Consider the following 20,308-nt stretch of genomic DNA (forward strand, 5'->3'; position numbering starts at 1 on the left):
CCGGCCGCTTCCGATCGTCTTTCAGTCGTCGTCGATGACCTCGCCGTGCACCACGCGGCCCCGGTTCGCTCCGGCGGGCCCGCCGAAACCACCCGCGCCGCCGAAGCCCGCCCCCTCGTCGAATCCCGCAGTCCGCTCGAAGAGCGGCGCGTACGGCGAGCGGGCGGCGAGCGACCGCACGCGGCGGCCGAGGAACCACGACAGCCAGCGCCGCGCGATCGGCCGGGTGAACGGCAGGATCATGAAAAATCCGAACACGTCGGTCAGGAAGCCGGGGGCAAGCAGGAGGGCGCCACCGGCGACGATCAGCGCCCCGTCGGTGAGTTCCCGGTCGGGCATGCGCCCCGACTCGATGGCCGTGCGCAGCGCCGCCCACGCCCGCCGCCCTTCACGGCGCACCAGCCAGGCGCCGAGGATGCTGTCGGCGATGAGCAGGGCGACCGTCTCCCACCCGCCGATCGCGGACCCCACCCGGATCAGAATCCAGATCTCCAGGATGGGAACCAGGAGGAACCCGAGGAACAGCCCGATCCGCACCATGTCTTGCCCCACTCACCCCGGCACTCGTACGTCTGCGTCAACGTCCCCGCGGCCGCTGGGGTTCCTGTGGATCGTGGCTATCGCCTCGGGCGAAACCGATCGCCGAACCCGGCGACCCCCCAGACGGCAATGCGCCAGAAGGCCTCAAAGATGATCTTCCGGCTCATCTTGCTGCTGCCCACGGTGCGCTCGACGAACGTGATCGGTATCTCGGTCACCCGCAGGCCCTGCCGTACGGTGCGGAGCGTGAGGTCCACCTGGAAGCAGTAGCCCTGCGACTCGACGTCGTCCAGCCCGATCTTCTCCAGCGTGGCCGCGCGGTAGGCCCGGAAGCCCGCCGTGGCGTCGCGCACCGGGATGCCGAGCACCAGCCGGACGTAGGTGTTGGCCCCCCGGGACAGCAGCTCGCGTGAGAACGGCCAGTTGACGGTCTTGCCGCCGGGCACCCACCGGGAGCCGATCGACAGGTCGGCGCCGTCGGTCACGGCGTCGAGCAGCTTGTGCAGCTCCTCGGGCTGGTGGGAGCCGTCGGCGTCCATCTCCACCAGCACGTCGTAGCCCTCGGCCAGGCCCCAGCGGAATCCGGCGATGTAGGCGGCGCCCAGCCCCTGCTTGCTCGTCCTGTGCAGGACGTGGACGTGGTCGTCCGCCTCTGCCAGTTCGTCGGCGATCCGGCCGGTGCCGTCGGGGCTGTTGTCGTCCGCCACGAGCAGGTGCACGTCGGGCAGCGCCTCCCGCAGCCGCCGCGTGATCAACGGGAGGTTCTCCCGCTCGTTGTACGTGGGGACGATCACGAGCACCCGCCCTGGGGTCCGCTCCATCAGCTTCTCCTCCGCCCAGAGATGGCCGCCACCGTCGCTCCGGCTCCCATGAGTACCATGATCCACTCCGGCAGCGCACCTAGCTCCGCCGCCACCGTGTTCTTCGTCCTGACGGGGACATTCAGGACGTTCATCCCCGCCACCAGCTCGCCGGTACGCCATCCGACCCGGCCGTCGGGGCCGACGTACGCGGAGATGCCCGTGGTCGCCGCGGTGACCACGGCCCGGTTGAACTCCACCGCCCGCAGCTGCGACATCGCGAGCTGCTGGGGCGGCAGATTGGTGAGCGCGTAGCTGGCGTTGTTGGTCTGCACGACCAGCGGCGTGCCGCCGGCCAGCACCGTGTCGCGCACCGTGCTGTCGAAGGCCACCTCGTAGCACTCCACGCTGCCGATCGTCACCGGCCCCATCCGCAGCGCTCCCGGCTTGTCGCCGGGGACCGACTGCCGGCCGACGAGCTGCGCCCGCGACGACAGCGCGAGGAACAGCTCCTTCATCGGGGTGTACTCGCCGAACGGCACCAGCCGCCGCTTGTCGTAGTACGCGCCGGGGCCGGTGACCGGGTCCCAGACCACGCCGCGGGTGGCCCGGTTCTCGGCGCCGATCTTGACGACCGCGCCGACGAGGATCGGCACGCCGATGTCCTTGGCGGCGGAGTCGATCACCTGCCGGGCGTACGCGCTGGAGTAGGGATCGATGTCGGTGGAGTTCTCCGGCCACACCACGATCTCGGGCCGCTGGAGTTTCCCCGCGCGCACGGCCTCGGCCATCCGGTGCGTCTCGTCCGCGTGGTTGCGCAGCACGACGGCGGGCTCGTCGCCGAGGAAGTACATCCCCCGCCCAGGGACGTTGCCCTGGATGACACCGATCCGCACTGTCCTGCCCTCGTCGCCGGGCCGGGGCACGACCAGCCCCAGCACCGGTACGGCTATCGCGGCGAGCAGCGTCCCGGCAAGCACCCGGTCGGCCCGCCACCTCAGCGGACGCCGTGTGACCAGCGCGGCGAGCAGAGCCCCCGTCAGGGCGACCGTGAAACTTACAAGCGGGGCGCCGCCCAGCGCGGCGAAGCCGGTGTACGGCGACTCGCCCTGGCTGAAGGCCAGCCGCGCCCACGGGAAGCCCCCGACGGGGAACAGGCCACGGGCCCACTCCTGCACGACCCACAGGCAGGCCACCCACAACGGCCACAGGCGCAGCCGCATGACGAGGACGGCCACACAGGCCAGCCCGGCCCAGAACAGGCTCTCGATGCCTGACAGGGCCAGCCAGGCGTCATCCCCGATCGGGCGGACCCAGGCCAGCGCCGGCAGGAGGAACGCCAGCCCCCCGGCGTACCCGATCCACGCCGCCCGGCGCGGCCGCAGGCCGTACAACGCGAGGGCGAGCAGCGCCACGCCCACCGGCGCGCAGAACCACCATCCGATGGGCGGGAAGGCGAGGTAGAGCACCAGGCCGCCCGCGACGGAGGCGGCGAGGCGGATCAGCACGCCCGGCACCCGTGGCTTCGGCGCCGCGGCGGCGGGCGGAGCCGCGTCCTGTGCCGTCTTCAGTGCCACGGGACAGTCTCTCCTCGCATGTCGATGGTCCTGACGCTAAAAATCATTCCAGGTCAGAGTCGCAGACGGCGGCTCAGGCCGCCAAACCGGCCTCAGCCACTGTACGGCGGCGAGGAGCAGGTGGAGGAGGAGAGAAGAAAGGGAAGAAGGCCCGGGCGGCCCTTCGGACCGGTTCCGTCCCGTCGGCGGCGGGCGCGGAGCTCCGTTGTCTACTGGGTGCCCGGGCCCCTCCTGGGTCCAACCCCCCGGCCGGATGGGGTGCCCCGCCTCGGCGGGACGCCGCCCTGCGCCTGGCGTGCTGACGGGGTCACGCTCCGTCATCGACGCAGAGGTCGGCGGCGCCATAGAGCGGCCAACCGGTCAGTCCCGTGCTGGACTGCGCAGCAAACTACCGACCTCAGCGCAGATGTCAACCGCGTCCCGATCAGCGGAAACACCACATTTCCGCAGGTGGGAGGGGTGGCCGTTCAGCGCCGTTCCAGACCGTTCAGAACCTCGGGCAGTTCCTCCGTGTGGACGACGCCGAGGCGGCTCGTGGCCCGGGTGAGTGCGACGTAGAGGTCGCTCGGGCCGCGCGGCGACTCCCGCAGGATCCGGCCGGGTTCGACCACGATCACCGAGTCGAACTCCAGCCCCTTGGCCTCGGTCACCGACAGCACCGCCACGGGCGCGTCCAGCGCGGCCGGGCCGGGGCCGGTGGCCGCTTCGGGCACCGCGGCCCGGACGATCGTCCCGATCTCCTCGGTCATCCCGGCCGGGGCGACGACCACGAGGCGGCCCTCCCCGACGACCTCCGCGGCGACCACCGGGCCCGCCTCCGCGAGGGTGGCGACGCGCAGGGCCCACGGCCGCTCGCCCGTCTCCCGCACCGACTCCGGCGCCTTCAGGTCGGCGCCGACCAGTTCGAGCACGCGGGCGGCGACCTCCATCAGCTCGGCGGGGGTGCGATAGTTGACGCTGAGGTGCTCCTCACGCCAGCGGCCCGAGACGTACGGATCGAGGACCCGGGCCCAGCTCGCCGCGCCCGCGGCCGACCCGGTCTGGGCGATGTCGCCGACGATCGTCATCGACCGGCCGGGGATGCGCCGCATGACCATACGCCAGGCCATCTCGGACAGTTCCTGGGCCTCGTCCACGATCACGTGGCCGAAGGCCCACGTGCGGTCCCTGGCGGCCCGCTCGGCCGTGGTGAGATAGGTCTCCTCGGCCTGCTGCCGTTCGGCGAAGCGCTCGGCGTCCATGATGTCGGCCAGGCCGGTCAGCTCCAGCACCTCGCGGGCGTAGGCGATGCGTTCCTCGCGCTCCTGCTCGGCCCGGCGCGCGGCTCGCAGCACCCCCTCGTCGATGTCCCCCAGCAGCTCGGCGGCCTCGTCGAGCAGCGGCACGTCGGCCGCGCTCCACCAGTTCTCCCCCGGCTTCTCCCCCGATCTGGGCGGCTCGCGCAGCAGCAGGTCGCGCTCCGGCGCGCCCAGCCCGGCCGCCGCCATCCGGTCGCGGTCGGTGAACAGGCCGATGAGCAGCTGCTGCGGCGTGAGGTAGGGCCACAGCCGGTTGAGCGCCACCCGCACCGGCTCCTCGGTGCGCAGGTCCTCGCGCAGGTCGGCGAAGTCGGCCTCGTCGAGGTTGCCGCGGCCCAGGTGCCGGGCCGCCTGCCGGGTGAGCACGGTCAGCAGGTGGCGGATGAAGACGGCCCTGGCCTGGTTGTGCGGACGGCGGGAACGGCCGGCCTTCGACCGGGCCGCCTCCAGCGTCTGCCGGTCGAGCTTCAGCGTGAACTTGTCGAGCTTGATCTCCACGGGCGTGCGCGGCATCCGCTGGCGCTCCCGTACGGCCCGGGCGACCACGTCGGCCATCGCGATCCGGCCCTTGACCGCGGCGGCCTCGGGCGGCTCCTCCCGGGTCGCGGTGACGCCCGGGTACAGCTCGCCCACGGTGGACAGCAGCACGTCGGTCTCGCCTAGGGACGGCAGCACCTGCTCGATGTAGCGCATGAAGGTCGGGTTGGGCCCGAGGATCAGCACCCCCCGGCGTTCCAACCGCTCACGGAAGGTGTAAAGGAGGTAGGCCGCGCGGTGCAGGGCCACCACGGTCTTCCCGGTGCCCGGGCCGCCCTGGACGACGAGCATGCCGTTCAGGTCGCTTCGAATGATCTTGTCCTGCTCGGCCTGGATGGTGGCGACGATGTCGCGCATGCGGCCGGTGCGCTTCTCGCCGAGCGCGGCCAGCAGCGCCGCCTCGCCGTTCAGCGAGGCCCGGTCGGCGTCGGTGAGGCTGTCAAGGTCGAGCAGGTCGTCGTCGATCGCGGTGACCCTGCGGCCCCGCGTGTGCAGGTGACGCCGCCGCGTGACGCCCATCGGGGCCGCCGGGGTGGCCCGGTAGAACGGCTGCGCCACCGGGGCCCGCCAGTCGATCAGCAGCCGGTGCTGGTCGTCGTCCGCCAGGCCGATCCGGCCGATGTACAGCCGGCTCGCGTCAGCCCGGCTCTCTTCGGCATGATCCAGCCTCCCGAAGCACAGGCCGTGCTCCACCGCCCACAGGCGGGCCAGCCGCTGGGTGTACATGACGGCGAAATTGTCGCGCTCCGAGCGGTTCTGGTGGGTGCCGAAGGCTCCCTGGGCCAGCACGGCGTCGAGCTGCCCGCGCGTGCGCTCCCGCAGCACGTCGAGGCGCTCGTACAGCGCGGCGACGTACTTCTGCTCCCGGGCCAGCTCGCCCGTCGAAGACTCTGGCATAGGCCGCCAGATTCTACGTGCCGTCCCGCTCATCTCCCGCATCGGGCACGGCGGGGTAACGGGTGCGGTCACAGGTGGATCTCGGCGCGGATCACGCTCTTGACGGCACTCGAGCCCGTTCGTACGGTCGCACCAAAAGTTAGGAAACTTTCCTAACCGCCTTCGTGGGAGAACGTATGACCCGGCCCATCGCGGGGACGCCGAGCCTGCTGCGCGCCATCAACGACCGTGCCGCGCTGATGGTCCTGCTCGAACGCGGCCCGCTGACCCGGCCCGAGCTGGGGGCCCTCACCGGCCTGTCCAAGCCGACCGCCTCCCAGCTGCTGGCCCGGCTCCAGGAGGCCGGCCTGGTCGTCCTGGACGGCATCCGCGAGGGCCTGCCGGGCCGTACGGCCGAGCTCTACCGGATCAACCCCCGCGCGGCACACGTGGCGGCGCTGGACGTCACGCCGGCGCGCATCGCCGTGGCGGTCGCGGACGTCACCGGCGCGGTCGTCGCCGAGCACCGCCTGGCCACCCCCGGGCGCACCGGGGGCGACGTGGTGGAGCGGGTCCGCGCCGCGCTCGCAGGGGCGTGCGGCCCGGCCGGGCTCGACCCGACGGAGCTGAGCCGGGTGGTCGTCGGCATCGGCGGCGCCGTCGACCCCTCGACGGGCAGGCTGGGATACGCCGCCCACATCCCGGGCTGGCACATCCCCGACCTGATCGGGACCCTCCGCGACGGGATCGGCGTGCCGATCGACGTGGAGAACGACGTCAACCTCGTCGCCCAGGCCGAACGGTCCACGGGCAGCGCCCGGGGCCACCAGGACTACGTGCTGCTGTGGGCCGACGAGGGCATCGGCGCGGCCCTCGTCATCGGCGGCCGCCTCCATCGCGGGGCGACCGGCGGCGCGGGCGAGGTCGGTTACATGCCCGTGGTCGGCGCCCCCACCGCGCGGGACGTCGGCAGGCGGGCCAACCACGGGTTCCAGGCGCTGTCGGGCGGCCCGGCCGTGCTCGCCCTCCTGCGGGCCCACGGCGTGCGCGGCTCCACGCCGAGCGGCGCCGTCCGCAACGCGGTCGCCGTGGCCGGACGCGGCGGCCCGGACGGCGAGAGCGCGCGCGAGGCCCTCCGCGACCTCGCAGGCCGCCTCGCGCTGGGGCTGGCCGCGATCACGGCCGTGGTCGATCCCGAGATCGTCGTGCTGTCCGGCGGCGTGCTGCTCGCCGGCGGCGAGGTCCTGCGGGAGACGGTCGAGCGGGAGCTGCACGCGCTGACCATCCCCCGGCCCCGCGTGCTGCTGTCCACCCTGGAGGGCAATCCGGTCCTCGCCGGGGCCCTCGACCTCGCGCTCGGCGCCGTACGCGAGGAGCTGTTCGGCGCGCTGAACAAATCCCCTTCGACGCACTGTTGACGCACTGCTGACGCACTAGGGAGGCACCCCCCATGAAACGCCTTCTCTTCCTCTCCGCGGCACTATCCATCGGGGCCGAGCTGGCCGCGCTCACCGCCTGCACGGCCGGCACCGAGAGCGGGCCGCCCAAGATGGCCCAGAGCGGGGCGAGCCACGAGCCGGTCACCATCGAGTTCTGGCACGGCTTCAGCGCCGACAACGAGCTCAAGGCCTTCGACGAGACCCTCGCCGGCTTCCGGAAGAAGTTCCCCTGGATCACGGTCAAGCCGACCAAGGCCGTCCAGGACGGCCAGATCCTCCAGTCCGTGCGCGGCGGCAACCCGCCCGACGTGGCCCTGTCGTTCACCACCGACAGCGTCGCCGAGTTCTGCAAGGCCGGGATCTTCCAGGACCTCAACCCCTACCTGAAGGCGAGCGGCATCGACCCGGCGTCGCTGTTCCCGAAGGTGATCGCCGAGTACACGCAGTATCAGGGCAAGCGCTGCGTGATGCCCATGCTCGCCGACGCGTACGGCCTCTACTACAACAAGACGCTCATGCAGGGCCACCAGCCCCCGAAGACGATGAGCGAGCTGGCCGACCTCGCCAAGAAGCTGACGGTCAAGGACGACAAGGGCGACATCAAGGTCGCCGGGTTCGTCCCGACCAGCCAGATGTACGAGAACGCCCCCATCCACACCGGTGTGATGGTCGGTGCGAAGTGGACCAATCCCGACGGCACCTCGGCCATCGGCTCCGACCCGCAGTGGAAGAAGCTGATGACCTGGCAGAAGGAGCTCACCGACTGGTACGGCTACGACAGGCTCGAGAAGTTCCGCAAGAGCTTCGGTGACGAGTGGTCGGCCGAGAACCCGTTCAACACGGGCAAGGTCGCCATGGCCGTCGACGGCGAGTGGCGCACGGCCATGCTCGCGGCCGACGCCCCCGACCTCGACTACGGCACCGCGCCGCTGCCGGTGGCGGACGACCAGCCGCAGAGGTACGGCGCGGGCTTCATCGCCGGCACCGTCATCGGGATCCCGCGCGGCGCCAAGCACGCGGAGGCCGCCTGGGAGCTGGTGAGATACCTCACCACCGACACCGGCTCGCTGGTGACGCTGTCGAACGCGATCAGGAACGTGCCGAGCACGCTGCCCGCGCTCCAGTCGCCGGACCTCAAGAAGGACCCGAACTTCCAGACCTTCCTCGACGTCTTCGCCAACCCCGACAGCACGACGCTGCCGGCTCACGTCAACTCCGTCTTCAACCAGCAGACGCTGCAGGAGGCGCAGATCAAGTGGGAGTCGGGCCGCGCGTCCGACCTGGACGCGCTGCTCGCCGAGGTCGACAAGAAGATCGACGAGAAGCTCAAGCTGACGGCGGGCGGCTGAGCCGATGGCAGGAACGGCTCTCAGCCGCCCGAACCCTCTCAGCCGGGGAAATCTCCGTGCGCTGCTCTACCTGTCCCCCTGGCTCGCCGGGTTCGCGATCTTCTTCGTCTACCCGCTGGTGTCCACGGTCTACTTCTCCTTCCAGCGGTACGACCTGTTCACCCTGGAGCCCGTAGGGCTGCTCAACTGGGAGTACTTCCTCAAGGACCAGGCGGCCTGGACGGCGATCCGCAACACGCTGTGGCTCGTCGTGGTGATGGTCCCCTTGCGGGTGCTGTTCGGCCTCGGCGTCGCCCAGCTGGTGACCCGGTTGAAGGCCGGTGCCGGGGTCTACCGCACGATCTTCTACCTGCCGGCCCTGGTGCCGCTGGTGGCCGGGACGCTGGGGTTCGTGTTCCTGCTCAACCCCGGCACCGGGCCGGTGCAGGCGATCCTGTCGGCGGTCGGGCTGCCCGCGCCGGACTGGTTCGGCGACCCGGCGTGGTCGAAGTGGGGCCTCACTCTGCTGGGCCTGTGGTCGGTCGGCGACCTGATGGTCATCTTCATGGCCGCCCTGCTCGACGTGCCGAAACAGCTCTACGAGGCCGCCGCGATCGACGGCGCGAACGGCTGGCGGCAGTTCACCTCGATCACGCTGCCGGTGATCCGGCCGGTGCTGATGTTCGCCCTCGTCACCGGGGTGATCCAGACCCTGCAGTACTTCACCCAGGCCGAGGTCGCCGCGCGGGTCGCGTCCGGGGCGACCGATTCGGCCGGGTCGGTCTTCACCCCCGGCTACCCCGACCAGTCCACGCTGACGTTCCCGCAGTGGCTGTTCCAGCAGGGCTTCCGCGACTACGCGATGGGCTACGCCTGCGTGCTCGCGCTGATGCTGTTCGCGGTCGCGATGGTGTTCACGCTCATCCTGCTCCGGCAGTTCCGCGGCCTCGGTGAGGAGGACGTATGACGAGGCGCTCGGTGGTCAGGAGAGGCACGGTACTGCTGTGGGTCGCCCGGCACGCGCTGGCCATCGCGCTCGCGCTGATGTTCCTCGGCCCGCTGGTGTTCATCGCGCTCACGGCCCTGATGAGCGACCGGCAGGCGCTCACCTCCGACCTGTGGCCGCACACCTGGAACTGGGGCAACTTCGCCGAGATCTTCGAGAAGGCGCCGCTGCTGACCTGGATCCGCAACACGCTGCTCTACTCGGTGCTCGCCACCGCGTTCATGCTGGTGTCGTCGATCCCCGTGGCGTACGCGCTGGCGCGGTTCCGCTTCCGCGGCCGCCGGCTGGCGTTCCTGCTGGTGATCACCACGATGATGCTGCCGCCGCAGGTCGTGGCGGTGCCGATCTATCTGATCTGGGCCCGCTTCCACCTGACCGGCACGCTGTGGCCGCTGATCCTGCCGATGCTGCTCGGCGACGCGTTCTCGATCTTCCTGCTGCGCCAGTTCCTCGTCACGATCCCGCGCGAGTACTCCGACGCGGCGAAGGTCGACGGATGCGGCGAGTTCCGCACGCTCGTGCGGGTGATCCTGCCGATGGCCCGCCCGGCCATCGCCGCCGTCGCGCTCTTCCAGTTCTTCTACTGCTGGAACGACTACTACGGGCCCCTGCTGTACGCGGGCACCGACCTGGACAGCTGGACGCTGTCGCTGGGGCTGGCGGCGTTCCGGTCGGTGCACCGCGTGCAGTGGAACCTCACGATGGCCGCCACGCTGCTGGCCATGGCCCCGGTGATCATCGTGTTCTTCTTCGCCCAGAAGGTCTTCATCGAGGGCGTCAAGCTGACGGGAGTCAAATGAAGCTGGCCGTTGTCGGGGGCGGTTCCACGTACACGCCGGAGCTGATCGACGGCTTCGCCCGCCTGCGCGGCGAACTGCCGCTGTCGGAGATCGCACTCGTCGACCCCGACGAGCGACGGCTCGCGACGGTCGCCGGGATGGCCCGGCGGATGCTCGCCCGCGCCGGGCACCCGGCCGCGCTGACCACCGCCACCCGCGTCGAGGACGGCGTCGCCGGCGCCGCGGCGGTGCTGCTGCAGTTGCGCGTCGGCGGCCAGGCCGCCAGAAACGTCGACGAGACCCTGCCGCTGGAGTGCGGCTGCGTCGGGCAGGAGACCACGGGCGCCGGGGGCCTCGCCAAGGCCCTGCGGACCGTGCCTGTGGTGCTGGACATCGCGGAGAAGGTGCGCGCGCACGCGCCCGGCGCGTGGATCGTCGACTTCACCAACCCCGTCGGCATCGTCACCCGGGCGCTGCTCGACGCCGGGCACCGGGCCATCGGGCTGTGCAACGTGGCCATCGGGTTCCAGCGCCGCTTCGCCGCCCTCCTCGGCGTGGCCCCCGAGCGGATCGCGCTCGGTCACGTCGGGCTCAACCACCTCACCTGGGAGCGGTCCGTCCTGCTCGACGGCGTGGACGTGCTGCCCCGCCTGCTGGACGAGCACGGCGAGGGCATCGCCGAGGCCGTCGGCCTGCCGGTGCGGCTGGTGCGCCACCTGCGCGCCGTGCCGTCGTACTACCTGCGGTACTTCTACGACCACGACCGCGTGGTGGCCGAGCAGCGGACCTCGCCGTCGAGGGCCGCCGAGGTGGCGGCAATGGAGTCGGCGCTGCTGGAGATGTACGCCGACCCGGCCGTGGACACCAAGCCCGACCTGCTGAACAGGCGCGGCGGCGCCTTCTACTCGGAGGCCGCCGTCGCCCTGGTCGCCTCGCTCATGGGCGACCGCGGGGACGTGCAGGTCGTCAACACCCGCAACAACGGCACGCTGCCGTTCCTCGACGACGACGCGGTGATCGAGGTCCCGGCCGCCGTCGGGGCCGCCGGGGCCGTGCCGCTGCCCGTCGATCCCGTGGAGCCGCTCTATGGGGGCCTGATCGCCCACGTGTCGGCGTACGAGTCGCTCGCCCTGGAGGCGGCCCTGCACGGCGGCGAGGACCGCGTCAGGGACGCCCTGCTGGCCCATCCGCTGGTCGGCCAGGCCTTCCTCGCCGACGACCTCGCCGCGCGCCTGGTGGAGGCCAACCGCGCCTTCCTGCCGTGGGCGGTGGCCCGGTGACCCGTACGGTGCTCGCCGTGGACGGCGGCAACAGCAAGACCGACGTCGCCCTCGTCCGCGAGGACGGCGAGGTGCTCGCCACCGCGCGCGGACCGGCGTTCCTGCCGCAGAGCGCCGGGGTCTCCGCCGCCGTCGACGTGATCGGGACGATCGTGCGCCGTGCCCTCGGGATCGCCGCGCCGCCGTACGCCGACCACGTCGCGGCGTACGTCGCGGGCGCGGACCTGCCGGTCGAGGAGGGGTGGCTGCGGGCCGAACTGCTGGCCCGCGGCTACGGCGCGAGCGTGGTCGTCGGCAACGACACCTTCGCCCTGCTGCGGGCCGGGTCGGGCACGGGATGGGGCGTGGCCGTCGTCTGCGGCGCCGGGATCAACGCGGTGGGCGTCAGCCCCGCCGGGCAGGTCGCCCGCTTCCCCGCGCTCGGCCGCCTCAGCGGCGACTGGGGCGGCGGTCACCACCTGGGCGAGGAGGCGCTCTGGCACGCCGTGCGGGCCGAGGACGGCCGCGGCCCCGCGACCGCGCTGACCGACGTCGTGCGCGCCTGCTTCGGCGCCGCCACGGTCGAGGAGGTCGTCGTCGGGCTGCACTTCGGCGACCTGCCGGCCGACCGGCTGCACGCCCTCGTGCCGCCCCTGCTGGCCGCCGCCGCGGACGGGGACGCGATCGCCGGGTCGCTGGTGGAGCGGCAGGCCGAGGAGGTCGCGCTGCTGGGCGTCGTCGCCATGCGGCGGCTCGGCCTGCTCGCCGCGCCCTGCGAGGTCGTGCTCGGCGGCGGCGTGCTGACCGCCCGGCACCCCCTGCTGACGTCGCTGGTCGAGCGGCGCTACGCCGAACGCGCGCCGCTCGCCCGGCTCGTCGTCGCCGACGTGCCGCCGATCGTGGGCGCCGCGCTGCTCGGTCTCGATCGCCTCGGCGCGCCCCCCGAGGCGTACGCCCGGGTGCGTGCGCACTTCCTCCGGGAGGAGGACGGCACTCAGCCCTCGGCGGCGTCCGCTTCCGGCTCCTTCTCGATCACCGGGGAGCGGTAGTCGTACGGCGTGCTGAGGACGACGGTCGTGCGTGTGCTGACGTTGGCCGAGGCGCGGATCTGCTGGAGGAGCTCCTCCAGTCCCAGAGGAGAGGCGACGCGAACCTTGAGAATGTAACTTTCATCGCCCGCGACGCTGTAGCACGCCTCGATGGCGGTCAGATGGCTCAGCCGCTCCGGCGCGTCGTCCGGCGCGGAGGGGTCGATCGGCTTGATCGAGACGAACGCGGTCATCGGAAGGCCGATCTCGTCGTAGTCCACGAGAGCGGCGTATCCGCGGATGACACCGCGCTTTTCCAGCCTGCGTACCCGCTGGTGCACGGCGGAGACCGACAGCCCGGTCTCCTTGGCCAGATCGGTGAAGCTCATCCGGCCGTCAGTCGCCAGCAGGGTGACGATTCGGCGATCGATCTCCTCCACCCCAGCAACGGTAGCGCCGCCCGAGACTGTCTCGTCCCGAAGCCACCGAATTGCGGTGTTCACAGGAATGTCAGTGGGCCTGGCTACCTTGCGATCATCGCCGAGACCGGAGGTCGACTGATGTATCGACAGGGAGACGTGTTGATCGTGCCCGTGACGGAGGAGTCGGTGCCGCGCGGACTGCGCCCGGTGCCGCGCGACCCGCGCGGGAGGCTGGTGCTGGCGGAGGGCGAGGCGACCGGGCACTGCCACGCGATCCCGGGCCCGGGAACGCTGTACCCCGGTTTCCTGCACCTGCCCGCAGGCGGACGCCTCGTCCACGAGGAGCACGACCCGATCTCGCTGCCGAAGGGCTGGTTCCGGGTGATCCGCCAGCGGGAGTACGTGCCCGGCTCGTTCCGGACGGTTGCCGACTGATGGGCCGACTGATGGAGACGATGGAGACGATGGAGACGCTGACCTGGGAGCGGGTGGCCTTCGCCACCGGCGAAGGCGACCACGACGAGGCGTCGGCGGGAGTGCGGCTGGCCTACCGCGAGGCAGGCCTGCGCGAGCCGGAGGTGATCGTACGGCTGGCCTCCCCCGCCGCCGGAGCGATCGCGGCGGTGTGGCTGCTCGGCACCGACGAGGTCCGGGCGGCGATGGAGGAGATCGGCTTCGGGCGGCTGCGGGCCCTCGACGGCGTCGACCCCGGGGCCTCGGTGCGCTACGAGGTCCGCACCGTCCCCTGGGAGAGCGCCAGGGCGGAGGCGAGCGCCGCCGCCGGGCCCGCCGGCTGGGCCCGGTTGTGGGAGGAGACGGGCGGCCGGCTGTGGCCGCGCGTCGACCGGCTGGTCACCGAGATCCGCAGGGCGATCGGCGACCTCGGCGGCGACGTGCTGCGCCAGGCGACGCTCGACGCGGTGCTCGGCCAGCACGACGCGCCCTGGCTGTCGGCCTTCGAGGGTCTGGAGGGGCTGAAGCGGGCCGCGCGGCACGCGGGCTGGTGGTGGCCGTACGAGCGGGTCGCGATCGTCACCGACCGGCCGGTGGAGCTGCACCTGGACGACGTGGGACGGCTGCACTCTACTTTCGGCTCCGGGCCTTTCGGCTCCGCGGCCGAGGCCCCGGCCCTGTCGTACGCCGACGGCTTCGCGCTGCACGCCTGGCACGGGATGCCCGTCCCCGCGGGGTTCGGCGCGACCATGGCCGCGCTCACGCCCGAGCGCATCCGCGCGGAGGAGAACGCGGAGCTGCGCCGGGTCATGCTGGAGCACTTCGGCCTCGACCGCTACCTCGCCGAGTCGGGCGCCCGGCCGCGGCACTCCGACGAGACCGGCGTCCTGTGGCGGATCGACCTGCCGGGCGACGAGCCGGTGGTGATGGTCGAGGTGGTCAACTCGACGCCCGAGCCCGACGGAACCCGGCGCACCTACTTCCTGCGGGTCCCGCCGTGGGTGACCAGGGCCCGCGAGGGGGTGGCGTGGACCTTCGGCGTACGCGAGGAGGACTACCACCCCGAGCGGGAGACCTGATCCCGGGCGGCATCCCAGGCGGCATCCCAGGCGGCGGGGACGCGTTCCAGCACGCCCCCCGCGAAGACGTCGTAGAGGCCGAGGGGCTCCAGGTGGACGTACCCGATGTGGCAGTCGCAGACGGGTAGCGGGCAGGCGCGGGGCCGCAGGGCGGGGCGGTACGAGCCGTCGTAGAGGTTGCCCAGGACCTCCGGCACGAAGTGGCAGCGCCTGACCGTCCCCTCGCCGTCCACCGAGATCACGCTGTCCCCGGTGCGGCACGGCAGGCCCAGGCTGCGGTGCGCGTGCCGGCTGTAGCCGAACAGCGGGTCGACGGCCGTCCAGTCCGCGGCCTCGGCGTCGCTGTAGACCCGGCCCTCCTGCGCGTTGACCCACAGGTAGGTCTCGGGCGGCAGGTCCGCCCGGAGCCTGCGGGCGTCCGCCAGATGCGCGGGGTCGCCGACGATGCCGACGCTGTGCCGTACGGGCAGCGAGCGGACCTTGGGCAGGAACCGCTCGTAGGGCACCTGGGTGGGGTGGTAGGTCACCCACAGCGCCGCCCGGTCCGACGCCTCAGCGAGCCAGCCGGTGCGGCAGCTCAGGTTCGTCTGGATGGCCACCCGGCGCACGTTGCCGAGCCAGGACAGCCGCACCAGCGCCTCGCGATACCAGGACCGCACCAGTCCCTCGCCCCACGGGGTGAACAGCACCGAGATCTCGGCGTCCTGGGCCGCCACCCACGCCGTGAACCGCTCCAGGGCGGCCCGGTCGGCGCGCAGTTGTTCCGGGGTGTCCCTGCGCTTGGCGAACGGGCAGTAGCCGCAGTCGTAGTCGCAGCTCGCCAGTGGCCCCCGATAGAGGATGGTCAGCACGCGTCGTAATCCTCCATGAGCGCCCTCACGCGCGGCGAGAACAGCGCGGGGCCGATGGCGTCGGAGTGGGCGAGCCCGTCGGGGGTCGGGCGCACGGCGGACGCGTCCGCAGTCAGCCAGCCCGGGAAGCGGTCCAGCAGGGGGAAGTCGTCGAGCACGTCGGTGCCGAACCTGGACCGGTAGAGGTCCCGCGACAGCCCCTCGGTCCGCAGCAGCGACTGGATGAGGTGCCGCCTCCTGCGCTCCTCCTCGTCCAGGGCGAACCCCACGTTGGCCACGCCGAAGTCGTCGCGCCGCACGTAGTCGTCGATGATCGCCCGCACGTGACGGGCCCCGACCGCGTACTCGAAGGAGTGGTGCAGGGCGCTCGTGTACGACCGGGCCCCGCAGCCGAGGCCGACCATGCCGTCGGTCTGGCAGCAGTAGTCCGTGGACGCCGTCGTATCGGGCAGCCGGAACATCCGCATGGACACCTGTTCGTACCCCGCGTCGAGCAGGTGGTCGCGGCCCAGGCGGTACAGCTCCATCCGCTGGTCGTCCCAGGCGCGGCCCTGCCTGCCCAGCCCCGTGAGAGGCCGGACGTACAGCGGGTAGAGGTACAGCTCCTCCGGCTTCCACGTCAGCGCGGCGTCCAGCGAGTAGCGCCAGGAGTCGGACGTCTGCCCGTCGATGCCGTAGATCAGGTCGATGTTGAGGGTCGCGATGCCCGACGCCCGGATCGCGTCGAGCGCGGCGTCCACCTCCGCGCGCTTCTGCGGCCGTACGGCCGCGCGGGCCTCGGCGTCCGCGAAGCTCTGCACGCCGATCGAGATCCGGCTCGCGCCCCGCTCGGCCAGCACGGCGAGACGGTCGGGCGTGGCGGTGGCCGGGGAGGTCTCCACCGACAGCGGGATCTCCCGCAGGTCGACGCCCATCGCCCGCTCGGTGAGGTCGAACAGGCGGGTCAGCTCCCGGGCGTCAAGGTAAGTGGGCGTGCCGCCGCCGAAGGCCGCGGTCGCGAAGCGCGGCCCGTCCAGAGCGGCCCGTACGGCTCGCGCCTGCCGTTCCAGAGCGTCCAGGTAGGCCCCGGTGAGGCCCTCCGGAGCGCCCGTGCGGGTGAACAGGTTGCAGAACCCGCACCGCATCTCGCAGAACGGGATGTGGACATACAGCGCGCCCGCCCGTTCCCCCGCCCAGACCTCGCTCAGCGCCGGGCGCGGATCGAGCGGCCGGTAGGCGGTCTTGTGCGGGTAGGCGTAGACGTATCCCTCGTAAGGCGTCAATCGTGCTCCCCATCTGGATCAACCAGAATGAACTCGGCGTAGGGCACCGTCCAGACGACCTCGTGACCGACCCGGTGCCCGACGTGCCCGTCCTCGCCGTATGCCGTCCCGTGGTCGGAGCAGACGATGACGAGACAGGGCCGGCGCATCAGCGCGTACAGCCTGCCGATGTGCCGGTCGACGTATTCGAGCGCGGCGGCGTGGGTGTCCGGGCCGTCGCGGGTGGCGCCGGGCAGGTAGAAGTGGTTGGGCTGGTGCAGCGCCGACACGTTGACGAACAGGAAGACCGGCCGGTCCCGCCGGGCCAGCACCTCCTCGGCGCGGTCGATCTGCCGTTCCAGCGAGTGGGGGCCCGTCACCCCGAACTCCGGCTCCCAGTGGCTCTCCGCGAACAGCCCGGGCAGGGCCGAGCCCAGCGGAGTCAGCTTGTTGAAGAACCCGACCCCGCCGATGCAGACCGTGTGGTAGCCGGCGCGGGCGAGCCCGGCGGGCAGGTCGGGCGCGTCGAACACCCAGGTGCCCGCCCCGGTCGTCTCGCTGCCGGGGAAGGTGGCGGCGAACGGGCGCGGGTGCGGCCCCGGCGTGACCGGCGTGGGCAGGAACCCCGCGAAGATCGCGGCGTGCGCGGCATAGGTGAAGCTGCCGGGGCTGTGCCGCCGCTCCCACCTCCGGCCGCCGGGCAGCAGGCCGGGCAGCCGCCCGGCGTCGGCCAGCTCGGCCGCGACGTCGTAGCGGAGCGTGTCGAGCGTGACCAGGAGGATGTCGTGGGTCCCCACGATCTCGTTCATGTCCATCGCCGGTCCAGGATGGCCTCCACCTGCTCGGCGTAGGTGTCCCTGCCGTTGCCCGCCAGGTCGCCCAGGCCGGGCAGCAGGTCGCCGAACGCGTTGACCTCCGCCATGGCCACCGACCGCAGGTCGGCCCCGACCATCACGTCGGCACCGGTGGTCAGGCTCCCCGGGAAGCAGGCGGCGGTCCGGGCGGCCACGTCGAGCACCCGCTCCATCAGGCCGGGCCGCGCCCTGACCACGCCGAGGTCGCCCCGCTGGCCGCCGAGATGCAGGTTGGTGATCGGCGTCCTGCTCGTGCGCATCACCGCGTGGGTCGGGGTCCCGGCCACGGTCACGACGCGCAGGTCGAACGTCCGGCCGTCCGCCGACGCCTTCGGGAACCACCGCTCCACGTGCAGCCCGTCGGGCGCGAGCGTCTCGACCAGCGCCTTCACATCGGCCTCGTCCTCGTAGGCGCGGACCCGCAGCGAGTTGCACAACGTGCCGCCGATCCACGCCGCCGACGTGACCGCCTTGACCCGGCCCGCGTGGGCCTGGAAGGCGACCACCCCGGAGGCCGACGAGCCGTGGGCGGGCTTGACGAACACCCGGGCCCAGCCCCGCTCGGCCATCCGCTCGCGCAGCTCGCCGTACGAGCCGGCCTCGAAGGCGGGCGGCACCGGCACCCCGGCCGCGGCCAGCCGGGCGTGGCAGCGGCGTTTGTCGAACATCACCGCGATCTCCTCGACGTCCCCCAGCAGACGGACGCCGGGAACCGCCGCGATCCTCCGCAACCCGGCCGTGAAGGCGGCGTACCAGGCCGCGCCCCCGCCGACCCGGGTGGGGTCCCCCGGGCCGCGCAGCAGCGCGTCGGTCGCCGCGTCCTCGCCCGGCGAGTCGATCCGCACGAGCGTCCCCGGAGGCAGGCCGATCTCGCGTCCGGTCAGCACCTCACGCCAGGGGACCACCCGCGGCTCGGGCAGCCCCCGGGCGACGACGGCGTCGCGGAACATCGTCACCCGCCGGTCGCCCGGCACCCCGACCACGGCCAGGTGCGGCGTCACTCGCTCACCGCCACGTAGCGCTCGTCGTCGGGCTGCCGTTCGGACAGGTCCACGTCGACCCCGGGCAGGGACGCGGCGATCCGGGCCGCCATCGGCCCGCTGAGGTAATGGTGGTGCAGGTCGAGCCGGCGCAGACGGGTCAGCGGCTGCCCGCCGAGCAGCGCCTCCGCACCGGCGTCGGTGAGCTCGCCCATCGACAGGCTGAGCTCCTCCAGCCGGGCCACCACGGGGGCGGCGGCGACCGCCGCCGCGATCTCGTCCTGCGCCGGGCTGTCGCACAGGCCGAGCCGCCGCAGCGCGGGCAGGCGCTCCCCGGACAGGATCGGCGCCAGGTCGGCGACGGTGGTGTCCCCGCCGTACTGCTCCAGGCCGAGCCACATCTCCAGGTGCTCCAACGCGGGCAGATCGCAGGCCCCGACCGCACGCACCACATCGGCGGGCAGCCCGCCGGACTCGAAGCGCAGCACCCGCAGCCGCTCGTGCCGTACAGGCCGCAGGGTCAGCCCGTCCGAGCCGCGGACGTCCAGCCGCTCCAGCTGGGGGAACGCCTCCAGCAGCGGGGTGACGTCCCCCTGCTCGATCCAGGAGATCTCCATCAGCTCCGCGCTGACGAAGCCCAGGAAGACCGACCGGAGACGGGGCAGCCGCGCCGCGTCGGCGGCCAGGACCGCGGGCACGTCGCGCCCGTCGTGAACCAGCACGATCGACTCGATCGAGTCGCCGCCCATCGAGTCGATCAGGCGCCGAAGTTCCTGCTCGAGTCCCGGCTCTCCCCCGTTGCCGGACAGCCCGTTGGTGAGAGCCCACGCGACCGCCGATGGGTCGGCGACCGTCTCTCCCGGTTCCACCACCGGCCTGCCGGCGAAGAACTGCCCGGGCTCCCACTCCTGGCCGTACAGGTAGAGGTCCTCGTGGACGAAGGTCTCGCCGGGGTCGGGCGCGGCCGTCACTCGCTCACCGCCACGTAACGCCAGACCTCACCTTCGTCCTCCTCGGCCTCCTCCTGTTTCGACAGGTCGACCTCGACGCCCGGCAGCGCCTCGGTCACCCGGGCGACCATCGCGTCGGTGAGGAAGTGGTGGTGCAGGTCGAGCGCGTGCAGGTGGGTCAGCGGCTGCCCGCCGAGCAGGGCCTCCGCCCCGGCGTCGGTGAGCATGCCCATCGAGAGGGCGAGAGACTCCAGCCGGGCGACGACCGGCGCGGCGGCCACGGCCGCCGCGATCTCGTCCTGGATCTCGCTGTCCTGCAGGCCGAGGTGGCGCAGCGCCGGCAGCCGCTCGCCGGACAGGATCGGCGCGAGGTCGGCCACCGTGGTGTCGCCGCCGTAATTCTCCTCGCCGAGCCACAGGTCCAGGTGCTCCAACGCGGGCAGGTCGCAGGCGCCGACCGCGCGCACCACCGCGGCGGGCAGCCCGCCGGTCTCGAACCGCAGCATGCGCAGCGACTCGTGCCGCACAGGACGAAGCGCCAGGCCCGTGCCGCCGCGCACCTCCAGCCGCTCCAGCCACGGGAACGCCTCGAGCAGCGGCGTCACGTCCGACTGCTGAATCCAGGAGATCTCCGCCTCGTCGGAGCTGATCGCGCCGAGGAAGAGCGAGCGCAGCCCGGGGAACCGGGCGGCGTTGTCGACGAGCAGGCCGACAAGGTGCTCCGACGAGGTTCCGTAGCAGTCCTCCCACTCACCGATCACGAGTGCCGGAACCTTGGCCGTGTCCACACGCTTCAGTAAGGCGTCGAACGCCTCGTCGACGTCGTAGTCGTCGTCCATCTCCGCGCTGATCCGCACCGCCACCGAAGCCGGGTCGGGGATCTCCTCGTCCTCCTCGGGGACAACTTCGATCACCGGCAGCCCGGCGTAAGTGTCCTCGTACCGGTGCTTGTAGCCGAAGTAGGTGTCGTACGGGATCATGGGCGGACTTTCTCGTCGGGGGGAGTCGGCA

The 20,308-nt window shown here is 72.3% G+C and carries 19 protein-coding genes; 8 read left to right on the plus strand and 11 right to left on the minus strand.

The genetic code is table 11. The annotated features are described in order from the left end of the window. Positions 1-21: 21 nt before the first annotated feature. The 4 genes from FH610_RS04245 to FH610_RS04260 form a co-directional block, all read right to left on the minus strand. The gene (locus FH610_RS04245; protein WP_139572945.1) at positions 22-540 is read right to left on the minus strand and encodes an FxsA family protein; all 519 of its coding nucleotides are present in this window, start codon (positions 538-540) and stop codon (positions 22-24) included. A 77-nt stretch (positions 541-617) separates the two neighbouring features. Continuing rightward, positions 618-1,361, minus strand: coding sequence for a polyprenol monophosphomannose synthase (locus FH610_RS04250; protein ID WP_139572946.1), 744 nt, complete (start codon positions 1,359-1,361; stop codon positions 618-620). Beyond that, positions 1,361-2,917 (minus strand): apolipoprotein N-acyltransferase, encoded by a 1,557-nt coding sequence (lnt, locus tag FH610_RS04255; RefSeq protein ID WP_240808752.1) that lies wholly within the window; start codon positions 2,915-2,917, stop codon positions 1,361-1,363. The genes FH610_RS04250 and lnt overlap by 1 nt, the downstream gene beginning before the upstream one ends. A 467-nt stretch (positions 2,918-3,384) precedes the next feature. Continuing rightward, positions 3,385-5,649, minus strand: a complete 2,265-nt coding sequence (locus FH610_RS04260) for a HelD family protein (RefSeq protein ID WP_139572947.1) — start codon at positions 5,647-5,649, stop codon at positions 3,385-3,387. Positions 5,650-5,825: 176 nt separating this feature from the next. Here FH610_RS04260 and FH610_RS04265 point away from each other — a divergent pair, with 176 nt between their 5' ends. From FH610_RS04265 to FH610_RS04290, 6 genes are read left to right on the plus strand one after another with little or no spacing between them, the layout of a single operon-like run. Beyond that, entirely contained in the window at positions 5,826-7,046 is a 1,221-nt protein-coding gene (locus FH610_RS04265) for an ROK family transcriptional regulator (protein WP_139572948.1), read from the plus strand. 32 nt (positions 7,047-7,078) lie between these two features. Next, complete coding sequence (locus tag FH610_RS04270; protein WP_139572949.1) at positions 7,079-8,416, plus strand: ABC transporter substrate-binding protein; 1,338 nt, start codon at positions 7,079-7,081, stop codon at positions 8,414-8,416. 4 nt (positions 8,417-8,420) lie between these two features. Further along, positions 8,421-9,362 (plus strand): carbohydrate ABC transporter permease, encoded by a 942-nt coding sequence (locus tag FH610_RS04275; RefSeq protein ID WP_139572950.1) that lies wholly within the window; start codon positions 8,421-8,423, stop codon positions 9,360-9,362. Then, complete coding sequence (locus FH610_RS04280) at positions 9,359-10,201, plus strand: carbohydrate ABC transporter permease (RefSeq protein ID WP_139572951.1); 843 nt, start codon at positions 9,359-9,361, stop codon at positions 10,199-10,201. Before FH610_RS04275 ends, FH610_RS04280 begins: the two co-directional genes overlap by 4 nt. Further along, entirely contained in the window at positions 10,198-11,460 is a 1,263-nt protein-coding gene (locus FH610_RS04285) for a 6-phospho-beta-glucosidase (protein ID WP_139572952.1), read from the plus strand. The genes FH610_RS04280 and FH610_RS04285 overlap by 4 nt, the downstream gene beginning before the upstream one ends. Further along, positions 11,457-12,488: an N-acetylglucosamine kinase gene (locus FH610_RS04290; protein WP_205825545.1), complete on the plus strand. Its 1,032-nt coding sequence runs from the start codon at positions 11,457-11,459 to the stop codon at positions 12,486-12,488. The genes FH610_RS04285 and FH610_RS04290 overlap by 4 nt, the downstream gene beginning before the upstream one ends. Here the strand turns inward: FH610_RS04290 and FH610_RS04295 are convergent. Next, the gene (locus FH610_RS04295; RefSeq protein ID WP_139572953.1) at positions 12,434-12,907 is read right to left on the minus strand and encodes an Lrp/AsnC family transcriptional regulator; all 474 of its coding nucleotides are present in this window, start codon (positions 12,905-12,907) and stop codon (positions 12,434-12,436) included. The genes FH610_RS04290 and FH610_RS04295 overlap by 55 nt on opposite strands. A 138-nt stretch (positions 12,908-13,045) precedes the next feature. Between FH610_RS04295 and FH610_RS04300 the strand changes: the two genes are divergently transcribed. Then, on the plus strand, positions 13,046-13,324 hold the full coding sequence (locus FH610_RS04300; RefSeq protein ID WP_240808753.1) for a hypothetical protein: 279 nt from the start codon (positions 13,046-13,048) through the stop codon (positions 13,322-13,324). Beyond that, on the plus strand, positions 13,324-14,421 hold the full coding sequence (locus FH610_RS04305) for a DUF6745 domain-containing protein (protein WP_240808754.1): 1,098 nt from the start codon (positions 13,324-13,326) through the stop codon (positions 14,419-14,421). Before FH610_RS04300 ends, FH610_RS04305 begins: the two co-directional genes overlap by 1 nt. Here the strand turns inward: FH610_RS04305 and FH610_RS04310 are convergent. Genes FH610_RS04310 through FH610_RS04335 form a run of 6 tightly spaced genes read right to left on the minus strand, consistent with a single transcriptional unit; the run spans position 14,397 to position 20,277 of the window. Then, on the minus strand, positions 14,397-15,272 hold the full coding sequence (locus FH610_RS04310) for an STM4011 family radical SAM protein (protein ID WP_139572955.1): 876 nt from the start codon (positions 15,270-15,272) through the stop codon (positions 14,397-14,399). The two genes, FH610_RS04305 and FH610_RS04310, sit on opposite strands and share 25 nt — an antisense overlap. Next, on the minus strand, positions 15,266-16,534 hold the full coding sequence (locus tag FH610_RS04315; protein ID WP_139572956.1) for an STM4012 family radical SAM protein: 1,269 nt from the start codon (positions 16,532-16,534) through the stop codon (positions 15,266-15,268). The genes FH610_RS04310 and FH610_RS04315 overlap by 7 nt, the downstream gene beginning before the upstream one ends. Next, positions 16,531-17,322, minus strand: coding sequence for an STM4013/SEN3800 family hydrolase (locus FH610_RS04320; RefSeq protein WP_205825571.1), 792 nt, complete (start codon positions 17,320-17,322; stop codon positions 16,531-16,533). The genes FH610_RS04315 and FH610_RS04320 overlap by 4 nt, the downstream gene beginning before the upstream one ends. After that, positions 17,319-18,368, minus strand: a complete 1,050-nt coding sequence (locus tag FH610_RS04325) for an STM4014 family protein (RefSeq protein WP_139572958.1) — start codon at positions 18,366-18,368, stop codon at positions 17,319-17,321. Before FH610_RS04325 ends, FH610_RS04320 begins: the two co-directional genes overlap by 4 nt. Further along, positions 18,365-19,318: an STM4015 family protein gene (locus FH610_RS04330; protein WP_240808755.1), complete on the minus strand. Its 954-nt coding sequence runs from the start codon at positions 19,316-19,318 to the stop codon at positions 18,365-18,367. The genes FH610_RS04325 and FH610_RS04330 overlap by 4 nt, the downstream gene beginning before the upstream one ends. Then, complete coding sequence (locus tag FH610_RS04335; RefSeq protein ID WP_139572959.1) at positions 19,315-20,277, minus strand: STM4015 family protein; 963 nt, start codon at positions 20,275-20,277, stop codon at positions 19,315-19,317. The genes FH610_RS04330 and FH610_RS04335 overlap by 4 nt, the downstream gene beginning before the upstream one ends. Between the last annotated feature and the right edge of the window lie 31 nt (positions 20,278-20,308).

Origin of the sequence: Microbispora catharanthi (assembly GCF_006334915.2) — a bacterium.
GTDB lineage: Bacteria > Actinomycetota > Actinomycetes > Streptosporangiales > Streptosporangiaceae > Microbispora > Microbispora catharanthi.